Source organism: Campylobacter concisus (assembly GCF_902460845.1).
Taxonomy (GTDB): domain Bacteria; phylum Campylobacterota; class Campylobacteria; order Campylobacterales; family Campylobacteraceae; genus Campylobacter_A; species Campylobacter_A concisus_X.
In genome coordinates, this window is the sequence record NZ_CABPVS010000004.1 from 143198 (window position 1) to 159601 (window position 16404).

Here is a 16404-nt window from a genome sequence, read left to right on the forward strand (position 1 = left end):
CTAGTTTCAAAATTTATACAAACGTAATAGCAAAAATTTCAGGCTTTGTGATCTTTTTTATCTCTTCTTTTGCCATAGCAAATTCTTTTGCACCTTCTATTTTCAGCGTGTGCCCACTAAATTCGAAGTTTAAATTCAGCCTTTCACAGGTTAGATCAAGTGCCTTTGCTAGTGAGAGTATAAAACTTAGCCATCTTATACACTCGGCTTTTGGAAGTAAATTTTTATATCGCTCAAATTCATAGATATTTTTTTTTCCGTTTGTGCCAATTACTACTGCAATCAATGCTTTTTGTTCGTGCGAAAAGCCATAATTTAAGGCATTTAGGACTATATAGGCTGAGTTTTTATGATCGCCATAAAAGCCAATCTCTTGACCGACATTGTGAAGTTTTGCAGCAACTAAAAGCACTTCAAGATAGTTATCGCTTAGACCGTGAAGCTTTTTTAATACCATAAATATATCTTTTGTATACTTTGTGACCGATTTATTGCATGATAATATAAAACGATCTTGCAAACTTTTGATACTTGGATTAAAATTTTGTGGAAATTTAAGGCTAGGGCGTAAAAAATCTTTCAAGAACACCCCCTCTCTTACGCCAACCCCACTTGTTATAATATTTTTGGCATTTAGAGCTTTGGCGAGGGCCAAAAAGATATGTGCACCCTCTCTAATGGTGTCGTATCTGTCTTTTTTAATAGGAAATTTATTTAGCTCAAGCACGCTAACATTTGCAATACTCTCGATGTAGGCTTGCTCGTCGCTAAGCTTGTAGCAAAAGCCATGCAGTGATGAGAGTGGATATAAATTTTTGCTCATTATGGCAGATGATATCGCTCTAAGAGAGCCACCAATAGCGATTATATTTTGGCATTTAAATCGCTCATCTATCTGTTTTGTAACCTGTTCTAGAAATTTTGGCAATTTATTTAAGTTTTTTTTATCAAAAAAAAGCTCTTTTAATCTAACTGTGCCAATGTCAAGTGAGAGTGTATCTATTATTTTACCTTTGCTTATTCTGGCGAGTTCAGTTGATCCGCCACCGATATCGATAGTGACGCATTCATCGATGTTATGGAGTAAATTTTTGGCTGCGATCGCACCAAAAGTAGCCTCTTCTTTGCCGTCAATGACTTTTAAATTTATACCAAGCTTTTTTCTTAAAAGAGAAATTAGAACATTTGCGTTTGGAGCGTCCCTAAGCGCTGAAGTACCAACACATAAGACTTTATTGCATTTGTAGCTTTTTATGATATTTGAAAATTCGCTAAAAGCCTTTAGTGCTTTTTCCATTGAGCTTTCGGATATTTCATTGTTTGAACCATATCCGCCTTCGCCTAGACGCACTTTTGTTTTATATTCAGCTAGTATAAAAAACGCTAAGCGTGACGTTCTCTCAAATATCGCCATTCGCATAGAATTTGAGCCAAGGTCGATTACTGCGGTTCTCTTTGCCATTTTTATCCTTTTATATTTAAAACTAGGCTTGCGACTGCACCGCTTCTATCGTTTCTATTTTTAATATCTACTTCGCCACCAAGAGCCTGTGCCGCACCTTTAGCTAGAAATAACCCAAGTCCAGCACCACCTTTGTCGCCATATCTTTTAAATGGAGCAAATAAATCTTTGCTCTCATCTATGCCTATTCCTTCATCTATTACTTCGATGATAAATTTATTTTTTATAAGCTTGGAGCTAATCTTAATGGTGCTATTTTTTGGTGAAAATTTAATGGCATTTTGAACAAAATTTTGCACAATGTGAGTTAGCAAGCTAGTTTGTATTTTTAGATTTAAAATTTCTGGTTTTAGGTCCAGTTTTATATTTTTTTCATCATTTTTTGCAAGTATCTCATAGTTTTTCGCAAGTTTTTTTAAAAATCCTATGACATCGGTATTTACTGGCTCTTCAAACTGGGCCCCCTCTTGACGACCGATCTCAAGCACAGAACTTATCATTGCATTCATACCGTTTATAGCTTCATTATTTGATTTTAGAGCCTCGATATATTTTTCGCTCTCGCGTGGCTTTAAAAGTGTAACTTCATTTTTTGTTTTCATTACAGCCAGCGGTGTTTTTAGCTCATGCGCTACGCCTACAAAAAGCTCTTTTTGGTATAAGACAAATGTTTGGATGCGAGAGATTAGCCTATTTATGCTCTGCCCAAGTGGTAAAAATTCATCTGGTAAACTTTTTATGTCGATCTCATGGAGAAATTTTTCATCTAAATTTGTAAGTTTGTGACTCAAAATTTTTATAGGTATTAAAAGCATTCTTGATAAAAATAGTGCATAAAAAAGTACCAAAAGTATCGCTGATACATTTACGATTATAATATCTATAAAAATTTCTTCTACTATATGAGCTTGAAGTGTAGTATCTTTTTCTAGGCTTAAATAACTGGTTTCATCGAGTTTTGTTATTAAAAAAGTTTTACTCTGATCCTTTGATTTTTGCGTTACGATATATGTTTCTTTATCTTGTGGCTCGTCTGTTTTTATCGTTGCTAGAGTTTTGTTTGGATTTTCTATCGTAAATGTTTTTGAATTTAAAGGATTGAAATTCTGAGGATTTTTTTTATAAGCTTCAGCTTGATAGTTTAGCTCATTAACTACACTTTGAAAAACGGTAACCCTTATATAGTGATAAAGCATTACCGAAATAACTACAATTAGCATCATAGCACCAGATGCTAATTGTAGTATAAATCTATTCCTTAGGCTTTTTTGGGAAAACAAAATCTATATCCGCGTCTTCTAACAGTTTCAATTGTTGAAATGTTTAGTGGTTTGTCCATTTTTTGGCGGATTTGGTTGATAGCGACTTCAATGACGTTTGGAGTTACAAGTTCTGGCTCTTCCCAGATAGCATCAAGCAGTTGCTCTTTAGATACGATCTGATCTGAGTGTCTTGCAAGGTGAGTTAGGACTTCAAAAGGTTTACCCTTAAGCTCAATGTCACGACCTAAATATGTGATTTTCTCTTCATCTGGATTGATGATGAGCTCATCAATTTTTATAATATTTGTGCCGCCAAAGCGTAGTCTTGCTTCAAGTCTAGCTACTAAGATGTCAAAATCAAATGGTTTTTTGATATAGTCATCAGCACCAGCTCTAAGTGCTTTTATTTCGCTTTCTTTGTCATCTTTTGCAGAAAGAACTACAACTGAAGTGCGTGGAGATTTGTGTTTGATGATGTTTATAAGATCTACGCCATCGCCATCTTGAAGCATCCAATCGGTCAAAACTAGATCGTAATTTCTGATACCTATATAGTACTCAGCATCTTTAAAATTTTCAGAGCTATCAGTTTGATAGCCAAACTCCTGCAAGCCCTCAGCAATCGTCTTATTTAGCGTCACTTCATCTTCAACTATTAAAATACGCATTTTGCTTCCTTAAACTAAAATTTATGGGCGATTGTATCATAAATTAAGCAATATTTCAAGATAGTTTAATAAATTTTTAAAAAATAGTGTTTATTTTTGCTCCAACAACTGCATTTGGTAAAATTTCAGTTTTTAAAATTTCCATTTTAAGGCTAGTTAGTGAGCCAAATTTCTCTTTTAACGCTTTGCTGGTTTCTTCAAGCGACTCTTCAACGCTTTGAAACTGTCTTTCATTATAAAAATTTTTAACAAAGTCAATAATTAAAACATAATCAATAAAACTAGTTGAGCGAATTTCTAGATTCATTTGCACCTCTTGCTTAGTGACTCGCTCAAAATCAAGCATTCCGATAATCGTTTCAAATTTATAATCTTTAATGATCGTCGTCATTTCACTTTTCATACGACTTTTTTCTCCTTGCCTGAAAGCAGGCGAACGATATTTGGTATGTGTTTATAAACTACTAAAAATGCGATGATTAGTATCGGAGCGTGTGTATAAATTTCATCTAAATCTGGGTGGATTATAAAGCTTGATACGATCAGAGCTATCAACGCACAAAGTGAAGCAAGAGAGCTAATTTTTAAAAATTTTCCGACCACAAACCAAACAGCTAGAGCAATAATGATCTCAACTGGTAAGAAAAATGCGATCACTCCAGCTCCAGTTGCGACTCCTTTGCCGCCTTGAAATCCTAAGAATATTGAAAAGCAATGTCCGACCACGCTTAAAACCGCCATCGTCCAAAGCACGCTTTGACTAGCTCCCAAATATGAAGCGACAATAAGTGGCAAAACTCCTTTTAAAACATCACAAACTATCGTTAAAATGGCTAGTTTTTTGGCTAATTTTGGATCTTTTTGTTTTAAAACTCTTAAAACATTTGTCGCACCGATGCTCTTGCTACCTTCATTTTTTATATCAACATGCCCAAAAATTTTTGCAAGAATGAGGCCAGACGGAATGCTTCCAAGTAGATAACTAATGGCATAAAGTATTAAATTTTGCATATTTTACCTTTTAAATTTAACAGAAATGATAGTAAAAAAATACTAATTATTTTATAAATCATCTCCACAAAAACACGACTTTCTCGTCATAGATATCGCTTTTCTTTGGTGAAATTTGTATTTCATTTATAGTGATATTTTTTATATCGTTTGCTTCCTTTAGTTCGTTGCTTTCTTTTTCAAATTTCTCCTCAAGTTCGCTAATGGCTAAATTTATATCATTTACGCTTTGCTCGCTAAGCTTGACGTCATTTCGCTCTTTTAAGACTCTATTTGCGCTTCTTGCGCTTGATGCGATTTTGCCCGCATTTTGACGAGATAAAAGCTTGTTGCCAAATATCGCTCCAAGTATGCTAGCGCCTATATTTATGACAGCATCAAGCCCAGTTGTGGTCATCTCTTTTTGCTCTTTATCAAGCTTTGCTAGAGCCTTGTTTAGCTTGTCTTGTAAGCTTTTTCGCTCTTTTTCAAATTTTGCTGTAAGTTTTGCTGTTTGTTCTTCTGAAATTTCATTGCACTTATCTTGAAGCCTGATATAAAACTGCTCCTTTGTTTCATTGTTTTTTGAATAAATTCCCAATGCCTCAAAGGTATTAAATTTAAAATTTCTATACAGATACTCTTTAAAATCTTTTTGGATATTGTCAAAATTTTTAGCTTTTAAAATGAAATTTGGCACGGCTGCAAAGCTTGCATCACTTGGTTCGTCTAAGCTTGCATCGATATGTAAATTTTGACTAGCTTCGCTCCAGTTTGGCTCATTATCATTTTCATTTAGTTCATAAAGATAGCTTACTTCATAAACGCTATCGATATCTTTTTTGGCGTCATAAATTCTTACCTTTGCGCTCGCTAGCAGGTTTGGTGTAAGGGTTTTTGAATTAGTATAAAGCTGTGTGATCTCATTTGAAATGATAGGCTTTATGCTAAATTTCATCTCGCTTTTATCCACGCTTTGAGTGCTTAAATTTTCTTTTTTATCTTTCATCAAATTTGAAATTTGCTCACGGCTGAGCGGACCTTTTAGATAGCTAAGTGCCCAGCGAGTGGAGATGACGTTTAAGCCGTCCTCGTTTATATTTTTGAGTAAGAAATTTCTCTTGGCTAAATTTGATATGAGATTTTCAAGTGAGGCTTTGTCTAAGCTTGAGCCTGCGATGCCGCTTAAGCCGTCGATCACACGGGCTTTGTCCTGCGCTGTTTGGAGGCGACCGATGAACCAAGTACCGATGTTGCTAAGGCCTTTGTAGTCAAGATCTACTGGGTTTTGCGTGCTTAATACGCAGCCTAAACCAAATGCACGAGCTTGTTTTAAGAGCGTAAGCATAGGCGTTTTTGACGGTGGGTTTGCATTTGGTGGGAAGAAGCCAAAAATTTCGTCCATATATAGGATCGCTCTAAGTGAGCTTGTGCCCTCGGTGCCGCGCATCCACGCGATGATCTCGTTTAGTAAAAGGGTGACAAAAAACATCCTCTCAGCCTCATTTAGGTGTGAGATCGTAAAGATATTGCACTTTGCTTTGCCGTTTTCGTCAAATAGCATCTTTGAAATTTCAAGTCTAACGCCTTGAGTCCAGCCTTTAAAACTTGGGCTTGCGATGAGAGCGTTTATCTTCATGGCAAGCTTTAGGCGCTCACTGCTTGGATAGAAGGTATCCACGTCAAAAATGCCTATCTTTTTAAACGGCGGATTTGCTATGAAATTAATAAGCTCTTCGATGCTAACATCTTTTTGCTCTTTAAATTTAGTCTCGAATATGGTTGAGATGAGAAGCTGTTCTTTTGAGCTCATGTCCTCAGAATTTATACCAATAAGAGATAATACCGAGGCTGCAAGCGAATTTATATAGTTGCTAAAAATTTCTTCATCAGTAATATTTGGGCAGGCAAAATCACTAAGTAGCGCCACGCCTATACCAGCTGAGCTTTTTGGTGTGTAGATGTTAAAGTTTGCGCTTTCTTTTAAAATTTTTACTCGCTCAAGATCTTGAAAGCTCGACTCTATGCCGTTTTTCCAAAGCTCGGCTTGAGAGGTGGCAAATTCCTCTACGCTTTGACCTTTGTTGGTTGCTTCTGCTTCATCTATGTATGGTAAAAAATCCTCCGGCCTCATCTGCGGAAAGGTTAGAGCTAAATTTGTGATGTCGCCCTTTGGATCGATGATGATAGAAGGGATATTGTCTATGCATGCCTCTTCTAAAAGCGTGATACCAAGGCCTGTTTTACCGCTACCTGTCATACCTATGATAGCTGCGTGGGTGGTTAGATCCTTATTTTTATAAAAAAATGGCTCTTTGTCTTTTAGTCCGATATAAAAAAGTTTTAAATTTTCTTGTATTGTTTTCACTAGCTGCCTTATTCGTATAAATTTATACGTGAGCGAAGCTCGTCAAGTGTCTCTTTTATGCGCTTTTGCGTAAAATCTTTTATCGTTTCATCATCATCAATAAGCTTCATGCAGTATCTTATGTAGCCTTTATATGACAGCTCTGTAACAAGTCTTAGTTTTAAAGTCACGTTTTTTACTTTATCTGGCGCGATTAAGATTTCAAAGGTCGCTTCTAGCTCTTCTCCATCTTGAAAATTTGTAGTTTGCGGGCTTAATACGCTTATGCCACCCTCAGAAACATCATAAAGGCTACCTTCGATCTTGTCTTGCTTGCCTTTGATAATAGTTTTGGTGAAACGATTTGGCAAGATACGTTGGAATTTTCTTTTATATGCGTACATCGTTGTATTTCGTAAGAAATTTGAAAGAGTGACACCTTTATTGACTATATTGTAATTAACAATATCAGCACATAATGGCTTTGAGAAAAAGCTATTTGGCAAAATAAAACCTTTGCCGTCTTGCTTCATGGCTAAAATTTGCATCATATCCACGCGAAAAACGACACTATCTTCCTTAACTTCTAAAATTTCAGCTTCGTACTTTATATTAAGCCCATCGTATAAATTTAAAAGCTCAGGCCTTACCTTGGCTTTTTTCATGCGAGTGAATGTATTGATTGGATCTTCATAAAAAAATGTTCCGGTCTCAATCATATCTTTTACATTTGTTTCTTGCTGATCTTTGGCACCACATAAAATTTCTTTGATTCTTGAAACGGCATTTACGAAATAACCTACGAAAGTGCTATTGTCACAAGAGTGACTAAAATTTAAGGTCAAATTTAAAAGTAGGAAATTTATTAATTCATCTCTTGCATTTGATTTTGGTATTAGATTATTTAAATCATCTTGTAGCTGCGTAGCATTTGGCTTTTGAATAAGCAGTGTATCAAAGATGTTTTCAAGACAAATTTTTACCTGATCGTACGGCACGATAAATGTTAGCTGTCTACAAAATTTGATACCGTCATCGATAAATTTATCTCTTAATTTAAGTATGCTATCTTCGCAATTTATTACAAGCTCTTGCCTGCCTTTAAAATCCATGTAGTCTCCGGAATGTTATTGATTAAAGCCAAGGCTATGATATAAAAAGTTATATTAAAAAAGTATTTAAATTTATTTGGAGGAGAAATTTCTAGATAAAGGATACCTAGAAATTTCCGTTGATTATAGTTTGCCTTCGTTGTGTGAAAGGTAGTCAGCAACACCTTCAGTGCTTGGTTTCATGCCAGCATCACCTTTGTTCCAGCCAGCTGGACAAACTTCGCCGTGCTCATTTGTAAATAGCATAGTATCAACCATTCTTATCATCTCATCGATATTTCTGCCAAGTGGAAGATCATTTATAACTGCATGGCGAACAGTGCCATCTTTGTCTAGTAAGAATGAGCCACGAAGTGCTACACCAGCATCTTCTAGAAGTACGTCAAATCCGCGAGCGATTGATTTTGTCATATCAGCTACGATAGGGAAGCGAACTTTACCAATACCGCCTTTGTTTACTGGAGTCTCTTTCCATGCAAAATGTGAAAATTGGTTGTCGCATGAAACTGCGATAACTTCGATACCACGTGACTTGAACTCGTCATATCTTTTGTCAAATGCGATAATTTCGCTTGGGCAAACAAAAGTAAAATCCATTGGATAGAAAAATACAACCGCGCCTTTCTCGCCAATATTTTTATAAAGATTAAAATCATTTACAATTTGATTGTTTCCTAAAACTGCTGCAGCTGTAAAATCAGGTGCTTTTTTTGTTACTAACATTTGTTCTCCTTAATAATAAATTTTATTGATTGCGAAATTATATCTATTCAAAATTAAATTTAGTTTAAACATATTTTGGAAATTTTTATTTAGCAAATTTAGTGTTATTGGTAAAAATAGAAAATGGATTCTTGTTAAAAGTAGTAAAAATTTGAATTTTAAAAATTTATTAATGAGAGTATTTGAAAGAAATTAGTAAAAGCATTGCTAAAAATTTAGAAAATGAATTATTGCGATTGTCATAAATCACTAAAATTCTTTCCGCCAAATTTTAGAATCGCTGATCCCCATGTAAAGCCGCCACCAAATGCATCAAGAAGTAAAATAGAACCATTTTTGATGCGGCCGTCTTCATAGGCATCATTTATAGCCATCGGAATTGAAGCGGAGCTTGTATTGCCATATTTGGCAACAGTCAAGACACATTGCTCATCTTTAAAATTTAATCTATTTTTTACTGCGTCTATTATTCTTATATTTGCTTGATGAGGTATAAAAAAATCAATATCTTCGCTTTGCATTTTGTTTGCATGCAAAATTTCTATTACGCTTTTGCTAAGTGTTTGAACTGCTATTTTAAAAACTTCATTTCCACTCATATGGATGAAATTTAGTCTATTTTTTAGTGTTTCCTCACTGGCTGGAAATACACTCCCGCATCCTGGAGTTATTAAAAGTTCAGCTTGTTTGCCGTCACTTGCTGTATGAATATCGATGATCTCATTTTCATTGCCACTACTAATTACAGCCGCGCCTGCTCCATCACCAAATAATATACAAGTGCTTCTATCTGTATAGTCAACAATAGAGCTTAATTTTTCGGCCCCAATGATTAAAACATTCTTTTTGGCACCGCTAACAATGAGAGAATTTGCAAGTTCTAAAAGATAAATAAAACCGGTACAAGCCGCACTTATATCAAATGCTGTAACTCCATAGTTTAAACCCAAATTTGCAGCTATTTTGCAAGCAGTAGAAGGCATACAAAGATGATCTGGAGATATTGTGGCACAGATGATTGCATCTATTTGAGATTTATCAAGTCCTGAGCGTTTTATGGCTAATTCACCAGCCTTTGTACCAAGGTCACTTGTTGTTTCGTTAGTTGCAATATGCCTTTGCTCGATACCTGTTCGCTTTACTATCCATTCATCACTTGTTTCAACCATTTTTTCAAAGTCAAAATTTGTTAGAATTTTTTCTGGAATATAAGAAGCGATAGAAATCAGTGAAGCTTTTGGCATATTTTACCTTGCAAAGTGCGAAAGTTCTTCTTCGATAACTTTATTTATGTTTGAATTAGCAAATTTTATTGCTTGAAAAATTGCATTTTTTATAGCTTTTGAATTACTTTTGCCGTGACTTATGATAACACAACCATTTACACCAAGAAGTGGTGCACCGCCATATTCGTCATAGCTAACCTGTTTTTTAAGTGTCTTAAAAACTTTTCTCATGAGTACAGAGCCAGCTATAGCAAGAGGTGATTTTTTAATTTGTTTTTTGATAATTTTACCTATAGCATCTGCAACGCCTTCGCTAGTTTTTAAAAGAATATTTCCCATAAAACCATCACAAACCATTACATCGATACTACCATCAAAAATTTGATTGCCTTCTGCATTACCAACAAAGCTATCAAGCCTAGAAACTAATTTAAAGGCTTCTTTGCTAACTTCATTGCCTTTGCTTTCTTCTTCGCCATTTGATAAAAGACCAACTTTTGGCTCTTTCCTACCTAAAATTTCTTTTGCATAGGCCTCACCCATTATGGCAAATTGAAACAAATGCTCACTTCTGCAATCAACATTTGCACCAACATCTAAAACCAAAGTCACAGATTCTTTTGAATTTGGCATAAGTGTTGCAATTGCTGGACGAGATATATTTTTTAGTCTACCAATTCTTAGAGTAGCTAAACTCATAGTTGCACCACTATGACCAGCAGAAACTACAGCATCAACTTCCTTGTTTTTTAAGAGTTCAATTGCTTTGTAGATCGTACTATCTTTTCTTTTAAGCGCATCAGTTGCGCCATCTGCCATTGAGATAACTTCGCTAGCTTCTAAAAATTCGATATTTTTTAAATAAGACTGTGGAATGAGTGGTTTGATGACATTGCTATCGCCGACTAATACAGCTTTAAATTCTGTCTCTTTTAGTGCATCAATAACACCAGATATTATAGGATCTGCACCAAAATCACCACCCATAGCATCGATAGCAATGCGAATCATATTTTAATATTCACCTGTAGTTTTGTTTATGTGGTGAGGCATTTTCCAAGAACCATCTTTGTCTTTTACAGGCACTGGAAGTGTAACTTTATAATGTGTTCTACGTTTTGCTGCACGAGAATGACTCACTCTTCGCTTTGGTACTGCCATTTTTACTCTCCTTTATAAATTTTTACATTTTTCACAATAGAAATAATCGCTTTTAAAAGCTTCTAACTCACTCTCAAGGACTTCTTTTAAATCAATATTACCATCAAAAAATTCCATCGTATCGCTAAGCTCATTTTCGCTATCTTTATAAATACCGTCACTTAAATTTAGCTCTACATCTTGATCGATAGGTAATATAAATGACTCACCACATCGATCGCAAACATAATTTATATTCCCTTTTATCTTACCTTGACATTTTACCAAAAAAGGGTCTTTTCTTTTTAAAATTCCAATAAAAACTAAATTATCATTTCCTACTAGCTCAAAGCTTATATCTTTGTTTGCTATTTTAGAAAAAGATATAATCAATTTTCTTGACCTAAAGTTAGCAAATTTCTCTTGAAGCAAAGAAGAAATTTATCTCATTCACAGCATTTTCTAGGCTGTCACTTCCGTGAACTGCATTTGCATCAATACTATCAGCAAAATCAGCTCTTATAGTGCCAGGAGCTGCTTCTTTTGGGTTAGTTGCACCCATTAGCTCGCGGTTTTTAGCAACTGCATTTTCACCCTCTAAAACTATAACTACAACTGGTCCGCTTACCATAAAATCAACTAAATCATTGAAAAAAGGTCTATCTTTGTGAACTGCGTAAAACGCTTTTGCATCGCATTTGCTAAGCTTGATTTTCTTTGCAGCTGCGATCCTTAGGCCGTTACTTTCAAATCTATCTATAATTTTTCCAACAACATTTTTCTTAACAGCATCAGGCTTAATAATAGAAAGTGTTCTTTGCATAAATTTTCCTTAAATCTAGGTTATTTAAATTGAAGTTGGCAATTATATCAAATAAAGCTTAAAAATAAAATAGGCTCAATTTGAGCCTAAAAATTTATAAATATAAATTTATTGAATAACTGGAATAGAGCCATTACGTGCATCAGCACCGATCTGATCGCGCGAAGGTTGTCCTGCTACAACAGCGTCCCATACGATACAACCGTCAGTTGGACAGGCAGATGCACAGGCTGGCTCATCGTTATAGCCTACGCACTCAACGCATTTATTTGAATAAACATAATATGTATCTGCTCCAGTTGGGTTGTCGCTATCATCAACGATAGCTGAAACCGGGCATTCATCAATACATGAGCCACAGCTTATGCATATATCAGTTATTTTTACAGACATTTTTTCTCCTTAGATTAAAATTTGGCGTAGAATATCAAAAAAAGCTGAAAATGATATAAATAAGCCCTTAAATTTAACTATGATCTTGAATTTTAGAAAAACTACTTTATAAATCTTTTATCACTTTTAGACTAAATTTACAGATTAAAATTTTAAAAAGGTTGTATAAATTTAATGAACGATATTATTGAAATAACTGGTGCAAGAGAACATAACTTAAAAAATATAAATCTTAAAATTCCTAAAAACAAATTAGTAGTTTTTACCGGTCTTAGTGGAAGCGGCAAGAGCACGCTAGCCTTTGATACGCTTTATGCCGAGGGACAAAGAAGATATATGGAGAGCCTTAGCAGCTATGCTAGGCAGTTTTTAGACCGTGTGGGTAAGCCTGATGTTGATAAGATAGAGGGTTTAACGCCTGCTATTGCGATCGATCAAAAGACGACCTCTAAAAACCCTCGCTCAACGGTTGGCACGATCACTGAAATTTATGATTACCTAAGGCTTTTATATGCAAGAGTGGGCGTGCAGCACTGCCATAAATGCGGCAAACCTATCTCAAAAATGAGTGCGAGCGACATCATAAATGAAATTTCAAAGCTCCCACTTGGCGCAAAAGTGATCATCTATGCACCGCTAGTGCGTGAAAAAAAGGGCACATGGGCAGACTTGATCGAAAATTTACGCCAAAAAGGCTTTGTAAGAGCGCAGATAGACGGCGTGGTGGTGAGGCTTGATGAAGAGATCGAGCTTGCAAAAACGAAAAAACACACGATAAAGGTCATCGTTGATAGGATCGCTATCGATGAGCAAAATCACGAACGCCTTGCAAGCGACGTTGAAAAGGCGCTAAATGAGAGTTTTGGCGAGGTCGAGATAGAGATCGCAAATGCTGACGAGCTTGGTTTAAAAGAGAGCTTTATACATTACAGCGAGCACATGGCTTGTTTTGACTGCAAAATTTCATTTACGCCACTTGAGCCGCTAAGCTTTAGCTTTAACTCACCAAAGGGCGCTTGCGAGCACTGCGACGGACTTGGTATAAGATATAGCCTAGATATGAGCAAGATCATCGACGAGGAAAAGTCGATAGAAAATGGCGCGATCAAGCTACTTTACGGCTACAATATGAGCTATTACTATAAATTTTTACTTGCTTTTTGTGAGCAAAATGGTATCGACATCAAAAAGCCTTATTATGAGCTTAGTGAAGATGAAAAAAGGCTAGTTTTATATGGAAATGTGAAGGATGTTGAGTTCTTTTGGAAACGAAATAAACTGCTTAGAAAATTTGACGGAGTGGTTAAAATTTCACACGGGCTTTTGAAAGACTACAAGGACTTTGACGAGTATATGAGCGAGAAAATTTGCGACGCTTGTAATGGCCACAGACTAAAGCCTCAAAGTCTAGCGGTTAAGGTCGCTGGTCTTGGGCTTGGCGAAATTTTAGATATGAGCATAGAAAACTGCACCGCTTTTTTCTCGAATGAGAAAAATTTCGCATATCTCAGCGACTATGACAAGGCGATCGCAAAGCCTATTTTAAAAGAGATCAACGAAAGGCTTTTCTTTTTGTATGACGTGGGGCTTGGCTACTTGTCACTTGGGCGTGATGCTAGGACGATCAGTGGTGGCGAGGCGCAACGTATAAGGATCGCAAGCCAGATCGGAAGTGGGCTAAGTGGCGTCATGTACGTGCTTGATGAGCCAAGCATTGGTCTGCACGAGCGAGATACACTAAAACTTATAAAGACGCTTAGAAATTTGCAAGCCAAAGGCAACTCTGTAATCGTCGTCGAGCATGATAAAAAGACGATAGAGGAGGCTGACTATATCGTAGATATCGGCCCTGGAGCTGGTAAATTTGGTGGTAATGTGGTCTTTGCAGGCACGGCAAAAGAGCTTTTAAGCTCAGACACACAGACTGCCTTATATATAAATGGAAAGAAAAAGATCGACTATCAAAAAAACAGAAAAGCTGAAAAATGGCTCGAAATTTCAAATGTAAATATCAACAACATCTCAAATTTAACCGCGAAATTTCCGCTTAGAAACCTTGTGGGTATCACTGGCGTTTCAGGATCTGGCAAGAGCTCACTAGTGCTTCAGACCCTGCTTCCAGAGGCGCAGGAGCAGCTAAATAGAGCCAAAAAAGTAAAAAAGATAGCTGGGGTAAATTTAAGCGGACTTGAAAATTTAGACAAGGTGATCTATCTTGATCAAAGCCCAATCGGCCGCACCCCACGCTCAAATCCAGCGACATATACTGGCGTGATGGATGAGATAAGAAATTTGTTTGCGCAGACCAAAGAAGCTAAACTTAGAGGCTATAAAATAGGGCGTTTTAGCTTTAATGTCAAAGGTGGGCGCTGCGAGAAGTGCCAAGGCGAGGGTGAGATCACGATCGAGATGCACTTTTTGCCTGATATCAACGTGGTTTGTGACGTTTGTAATGGTGCTAGATATAACGCTCAAACCTTGGAAATTTTATACAAAGGCAAAAACATCGCCGAGGTGCTAAATATGAGCATAGATGAGGCGGTTGAGTTCTTTAAAGCTGTGCCAAAGATCGCTTCAAAGCTCACCACACTGCAAGACGTGGGGCTTGGCTACATCACTCTTGGACAAAATGCAGTCACACTTAGTGGCGGCGAGGCGCAGCGCGTGAAGCTAGCAAAAGAGCTTAGTAGAAGTGACACCGGAAATACGCTTTACATCCTTGATGAACCAACGACGGGGCTTCATTTTGCCGATGTTGATAGGCTTGTAAAAGTACTAAATCACCTAGTTGATCTTGGAAATTCTGTCTTTGTAATCGAGCATAACATGGATGTCATCAAAAACTGCGACTATATCGTAGATATGGGACCAGAGGGCGGCGCAAAAGGTGGAAAAGTGATAGCGTGCGGAAATGTCAAAGAGGTAGCCAAAAACTATAAAAAAACTGGCAGCTACACGGGGGAATTTCTAGCGCAAGAGCTTGAGGAGATGAAGAAAAAATAAAAAATTTGTCTCAACCGTTTCTTTATACAATTTAAAACGGTTGAGGCGTATTGGAGCATTAGCTAATTTTTAAGGTCGATTTTTCATCTATCGCACTTAAAGCTAGAGCCCAAAATAGTAGCATTAAAAGTGCATTTTCATGGTGAAATGTTGTATTTGCAAGCGAGATTATATTATTAGCCATAAGCATTAAAAGTGCAAGAAAAACTATGCTATTTTGTCTAAAATTTTTAACGAATTTTATAAAGAGTGATAGTTGAAATACCAAATATGCAAGCAAGGCAACGATGCCCTTTTCTGTTAAAAATGTTAAAAATGTATTGTGTGCGTGACTAACATGAACTTCAACATTACCTGGAAAATATTTTGTTATATCAATGATCTTAAACTCACCAGAACCTATCCCAAATAAAGGGTGTTCTAACCACGTATAAAATGCGCTAGCAAAGATCGGATATCTAGTCTCTGATCCAGTAACCCCCTTTGTTAGTTGACTATATAACCTTTCATCTTGAGTAATATTTGTTGATATGTATATATAAGAAATGGCTATTACACCAAATAAAATTATCAAGCTTAATAAAAATTTTATTTTTATCTGTTTATTTAAAATTTCAAAAAGCAAGTAAGTAAAAATAATGATTGGTAAAAGATACATTGTAGCTCTAGAGCCAGCTATCATTATACCAAGGACGCAAATTCCGGCGACACTTATGCCTATGTACTTTTCAAAAATTTCTTTGCTATTTATCAAAACTAATGCTACACAAAAAACTAGTAGCATAAAAATAGCGCTATGATTTACGTGTCCTATTGATTTAAGCTCAAAAAGTACTAAAGGATCATTTGAAGTGAATTTTTCTATACAAGCTGGAATGAATGCAGTGATAAAACCAGCAAATAAGGCAAAAAATAAAAATTTAAAATTTATTTTTTCTACGCCGACACTTCTGGCCACAAAGAAAAATAGCATACATCTTAGTGGATCAAGCACTCTTGATACAGAAACTCCATTTACCAAGCAGCTTACAAAAGTAGCCAAAACAAAGATAAAAAGCGAGATATTTATGAGATCAAATTTAAATTGCCTTTTTTCTTTGACACAAATATAAATTCCAGCCAAGACGAAAAGTGTAAGTGAAATTTGCTTTAAGCCCTCAGTTACTGGTAGTGTAAATAAGACAATAACTAAAAAAAGATTGTAGAGCTTAGACACGATGTCGTTTTTCATGCAGATCCTTTAAATTTTAAGTGG

Annotated in this window: 16 protein-coding genes; 1 reads left to right on the plus strand and 15 read right to left on the minus strand. The window is 36.0% G+C overall.

What is annotated here, in order from left to right; all coding sequences use genetic code 11:
• Window positions 1-13: 13 nt before the first annotated feature.
• From F3H00_RS06025 to F3H00_RS06090, 14 genes are all read right to left on the minus strand, one after another.
• Window positions 14-1462 (minus strand): Ppx/GppA phosphatase family protein, encoded by a 1449-nt coding sequence (locus tag F3H00_RS06025; RefSeq protein ID WP_148799132.1) that lies wholly within the window; start codon window positions 1460-1462, stop codon window positions 14-16.
• A gap of 2 nt (window positions 1463-1464) precedes the next feature.
• Window positions 1465-2682: a sensor histidine kinase gene (locus tag F3H00_RS06030; protein ID WP_187424084.1), complete on the minus strand. Its 1218-nt coding sequence runs from the start codon at window positions 2680-2682 to the stop codon at window positions 1465-1467.
• Between the two features lie 38 nt (window positions 2683-2720).
• Window positions 2721-3392 (minus strand): homeostatic response regulator transcription factor HsrA, encoded by a 672-nt coding sequence (gene hsrA, locus F3H00_RS06035; RefSeq protein WP_002942555.1) that lies wholly within the window; start codon window positions 3390-3392, stop codon window positions 2721-2723.
• Between the two features lie 76 nt (window positions 3393-3468).
• Window positions 3469-3795: a dihydroneopterin aldolase gene (locus tag F3H00_RS06040; protein ID WP_148799134.1), complete on the minus strand. Its 327-nt coding sequence runs from the start codon at window positions 3793-3795 to the stop codon at window positions 3469-3471.
• Window positions 3792-4403 carry a glycerol-3-phosphate 1-O-acyltransferase PlsY gene (plsY, locus tag F3H00_RS06045; RefSeq protein WP_103559761.1) on the minus strand — a complete coding sequence of 204 codons (612 nt, stop codon included), beginning with the start codon at window positions 4401-4403 and terminating at the stop codon, window positions 3792-3794. Before plsY ends, F3H00_RS06040 begins: the two co-directional genes overlap by 4 nt.
• A 58-nt stretch (window positions 4404-4461) precedes the next feature.
• On the minus strand, window positions 4462-6750 hold the full coding sequence (locus F3H00_RS06050) for an ATP-binding protein (RefSeq protein WP_149703770.1): 2289 nt from the start codon (window positions 6748-6750) through the stop codon (window positions 4462-4464).
• An 8-nt stretch (window positions 6751-6758) separates the two neighbouring features.
• Window positions 6759-7841 carry a PilZ domain-containing protein gene (locus F3H00_RS06055; protein ID WP_148799138.1) on the minus strand — a complete coding sequence of 361 codons (1083 nt, stop codon included), beginning with the start codon at window positions 7839-7841 and terminating at the stop codon, window positions 6759-6761.
• A gap of 123 nt (window positions 7842-7964) precedes the next feature.
• Window positions 7965-8564 (minus strand): peroxiredoxin, encoded by a 600-nt coding sequence (locus F3H00_RS06060; protein ID WP_021091673.1) that lies wholly within the window; start codon window positions 8562-8564, stop codon window positions 7965-7967.
• 239 nt (window positions 8565-8803) lie between these two features.
• Complete coding sequence (locus F3H00_RS06065; protein WP_148799140.1) at window positions 8804-9808, minus strand: beta-ketoacyl-ACP synthase III; 1005 nt, start codon at window positions 9806-9808, stop codon at window positions 8804-8806.
• A 3-nt stretch (window positions 9809-9811) separates the two neighbouring features.
• A complete protein-coding gene (gene plsX / locus F3H00_RS06070; RefSeq protein ID WP_148799142.1) occupies window positions 9812-10801 on the minus strand; it encodes a phosphate acyltransferase PlsX in 990 nt (329 codons plus the stop codon).
• 3 nt (window positions 10802-10804) lie between these two features.
• The gene (rpmF, locus tag F3H00_RS06075) at window positions 10805-10951 is read right to left on the minus strand and encodes a 50S ribosomal protein L32 (RefSeq protein ID WP_148799143.1); all 147 of its coding nucleotides are present in this window, start codon (window positions 10949-10951) and stop codon (window positions 10805-10807) included.
• A gap of 12 nt (window positions 10952-10963) precedes the next feature.
• Complete coding sequence (locus tag F3H00_RS06080; protein ID WP_103604358.1) at window positions 10964-11323, minus strand: YceD family protein; 360 nt, start codon at window positions 11321-11323, stop codon at window positions 10964-10966.
• A 16-nt stretch (window positions 11324-11339) separates the two neighbouring features.
• Window positions 11340-11753 carry a nucleoside-diphosphate kinase gene (ndk, locus tag F3H00_RS06085; RefSeq protein ID WP_148799146.1) on the minus strand — a complete coding sequence of 138 codons (414 nt, stop codon included), beginning with the start codon at window positions 11751-11753 and terminating at the stop codon, window positions 11340-11342.
• Between the two features lie 108 nt (window positions 11754-11861).
• On the minus strand, window positions 11862-12146 hold the full coding sequence (locus F3H00_RS06090) for an NADH-quinone oxidoreductase subunit I (RefSeq protein WP_021091598.1): 285 nt from the start codon (window positions 12144-12146) through the stop codon (window positions 11862-11864).
• Between the two features lie 174 nt (window positions 12147-12320).
• Here F3H00_RS06090 and uvrA point away from each other — a divergent pair, with 174 nt between their 5' ends.
• The gene (gene uvrA, locus F3H00_RS06095) at window positions 12321-15149 is read left to right on the plus strand and encodes an excinuclease ABC subunit UvrA (protein WP_148799148.1); all 2829 of its coding nucleotides are present in this window, start codon (window positions 12321-12323) and stop codon (window positions 15147-15149) included.
• 58 nt (window positions 15150-15207) lie between these two features.
• On the opposite strand, the gene F3H00_RS06100 is transcribed toward uvrA, so the two are convergent.
• A complete protein-coding gene (locus tag F3H00_RS06100) occupies window positions 15208-16380 on the minus strand; it encodes an O-antigen ligase family protein (protein ID WP_148799150.1) in 1173 nt (390 codons plus the stop codon).
• Between the last annotated feature and the right edge of the window lie 24 nt (window positions 16381-16404).

What these genes read in the sequence shown, in the direction of transcription:
- F3H00_RS06100 (WP_148799150.1), bottom strand. Translation starts at nt 16,380, where the DNA reads ATGAAAAACGACATCGTGTCTAAGCTCTACAATCTTTTTTTAGTTATT.
- F3H00_RS06030 (WP_187424084.1), bottom strand. Translation starts at nt 2,682, where the DNA reads ATGCTAATTGTAGTTATTTCGGTAATGCTTTATCACTATATAAGGGTT.
- F3H00_RS06060 (WP_021091673.1), bottom strand. Translation starts at nt 8,564, where the DNA reads ATGTTAGTAACAAAAAAAGCACCTGATTTTACAGCTGCAGCAGTTTTA.
- F3H00_RS06025 (WP_148799132.1), bottom strand. Translation starts at nt 1,462, where the DNA reads ATGGCAAAGAGAACCGCAGTAATCGACCTTGGCTCAAATTCTATGCGA.
- F3H00_RS06090 (WP_021091598.1), bottom strand. Translation starts at nt 12,146, where the DNA reads ATGTCTGTAAAAATAACTGATATATGCATAAGCTGTGGCTCATGTATT.
- F3H00_RS06040 (WP_148799134.1), bottom strand. Translation starts at nt 3,795, where the DNA reads ATGAAAAGTGAAATGACGACGATCATTAAAGATTATAAATTTGAAACG.
- ndk (WP_148799146.1), bottom strand. Translation starts at nt 11,753, where the DNA reads ATGCAAAGAACACTTTCTATTATTAAGCCTGATGCTGTTAAGAAAAAT.
- uvrA (WP_148799148.1), top strand. Translation starts at nt 12,321, where the DNA reads ATGAACGATATTATTGAAATAACTGGTGCAAGAGAACATAACTTAAAA.
- plsX (WP_148799142.1), bottom strand. Translation starts at nt 10,801, where the DNA reads ATGATTCGCATTGCTATCGATGCTATGGGTGGTGATTTTGGTGCAGAT.
- F3H00_RS06065 (WP_148799140.1), bottom strand. Translation starts at nt 9,808, where the DNA reads ATGCCAAAAGCTTCACTGATTTCTATCGCTTCTTATATTCCAGAAAAA.
- hsrA (WP_002942555.1), bottom strand. Translation starts at nt 3,392, where the DNA reads ATGCGTATTTTAATAGTTGAAGATGAAGTGACGCTAAATAAGACGATT.
- plsY (WP_103559761.1), bottom strand. Translation starts at nt 4,403, where the DNA reads ATGCAAAATTTAATACTTTATGCCATTAGTTATCTACTTGGAAGCATT.
- F3H00_RS06055 (WP_148799138.1), bottom strand. Translation starts at nt 7,841, where the DNA reads ATGGATTTTAAAGGCAGGCAAGAGCTTGTAATAAATTGCGAAGATAGC.
- rpmF (WP_148799143.1), bottom strand. Translation starts at nt 10,951, where the DNA reads ATGGCAGTACCAAAGCGAAGAGTGAGTCATTCTCGTGCAGCAAAACGT.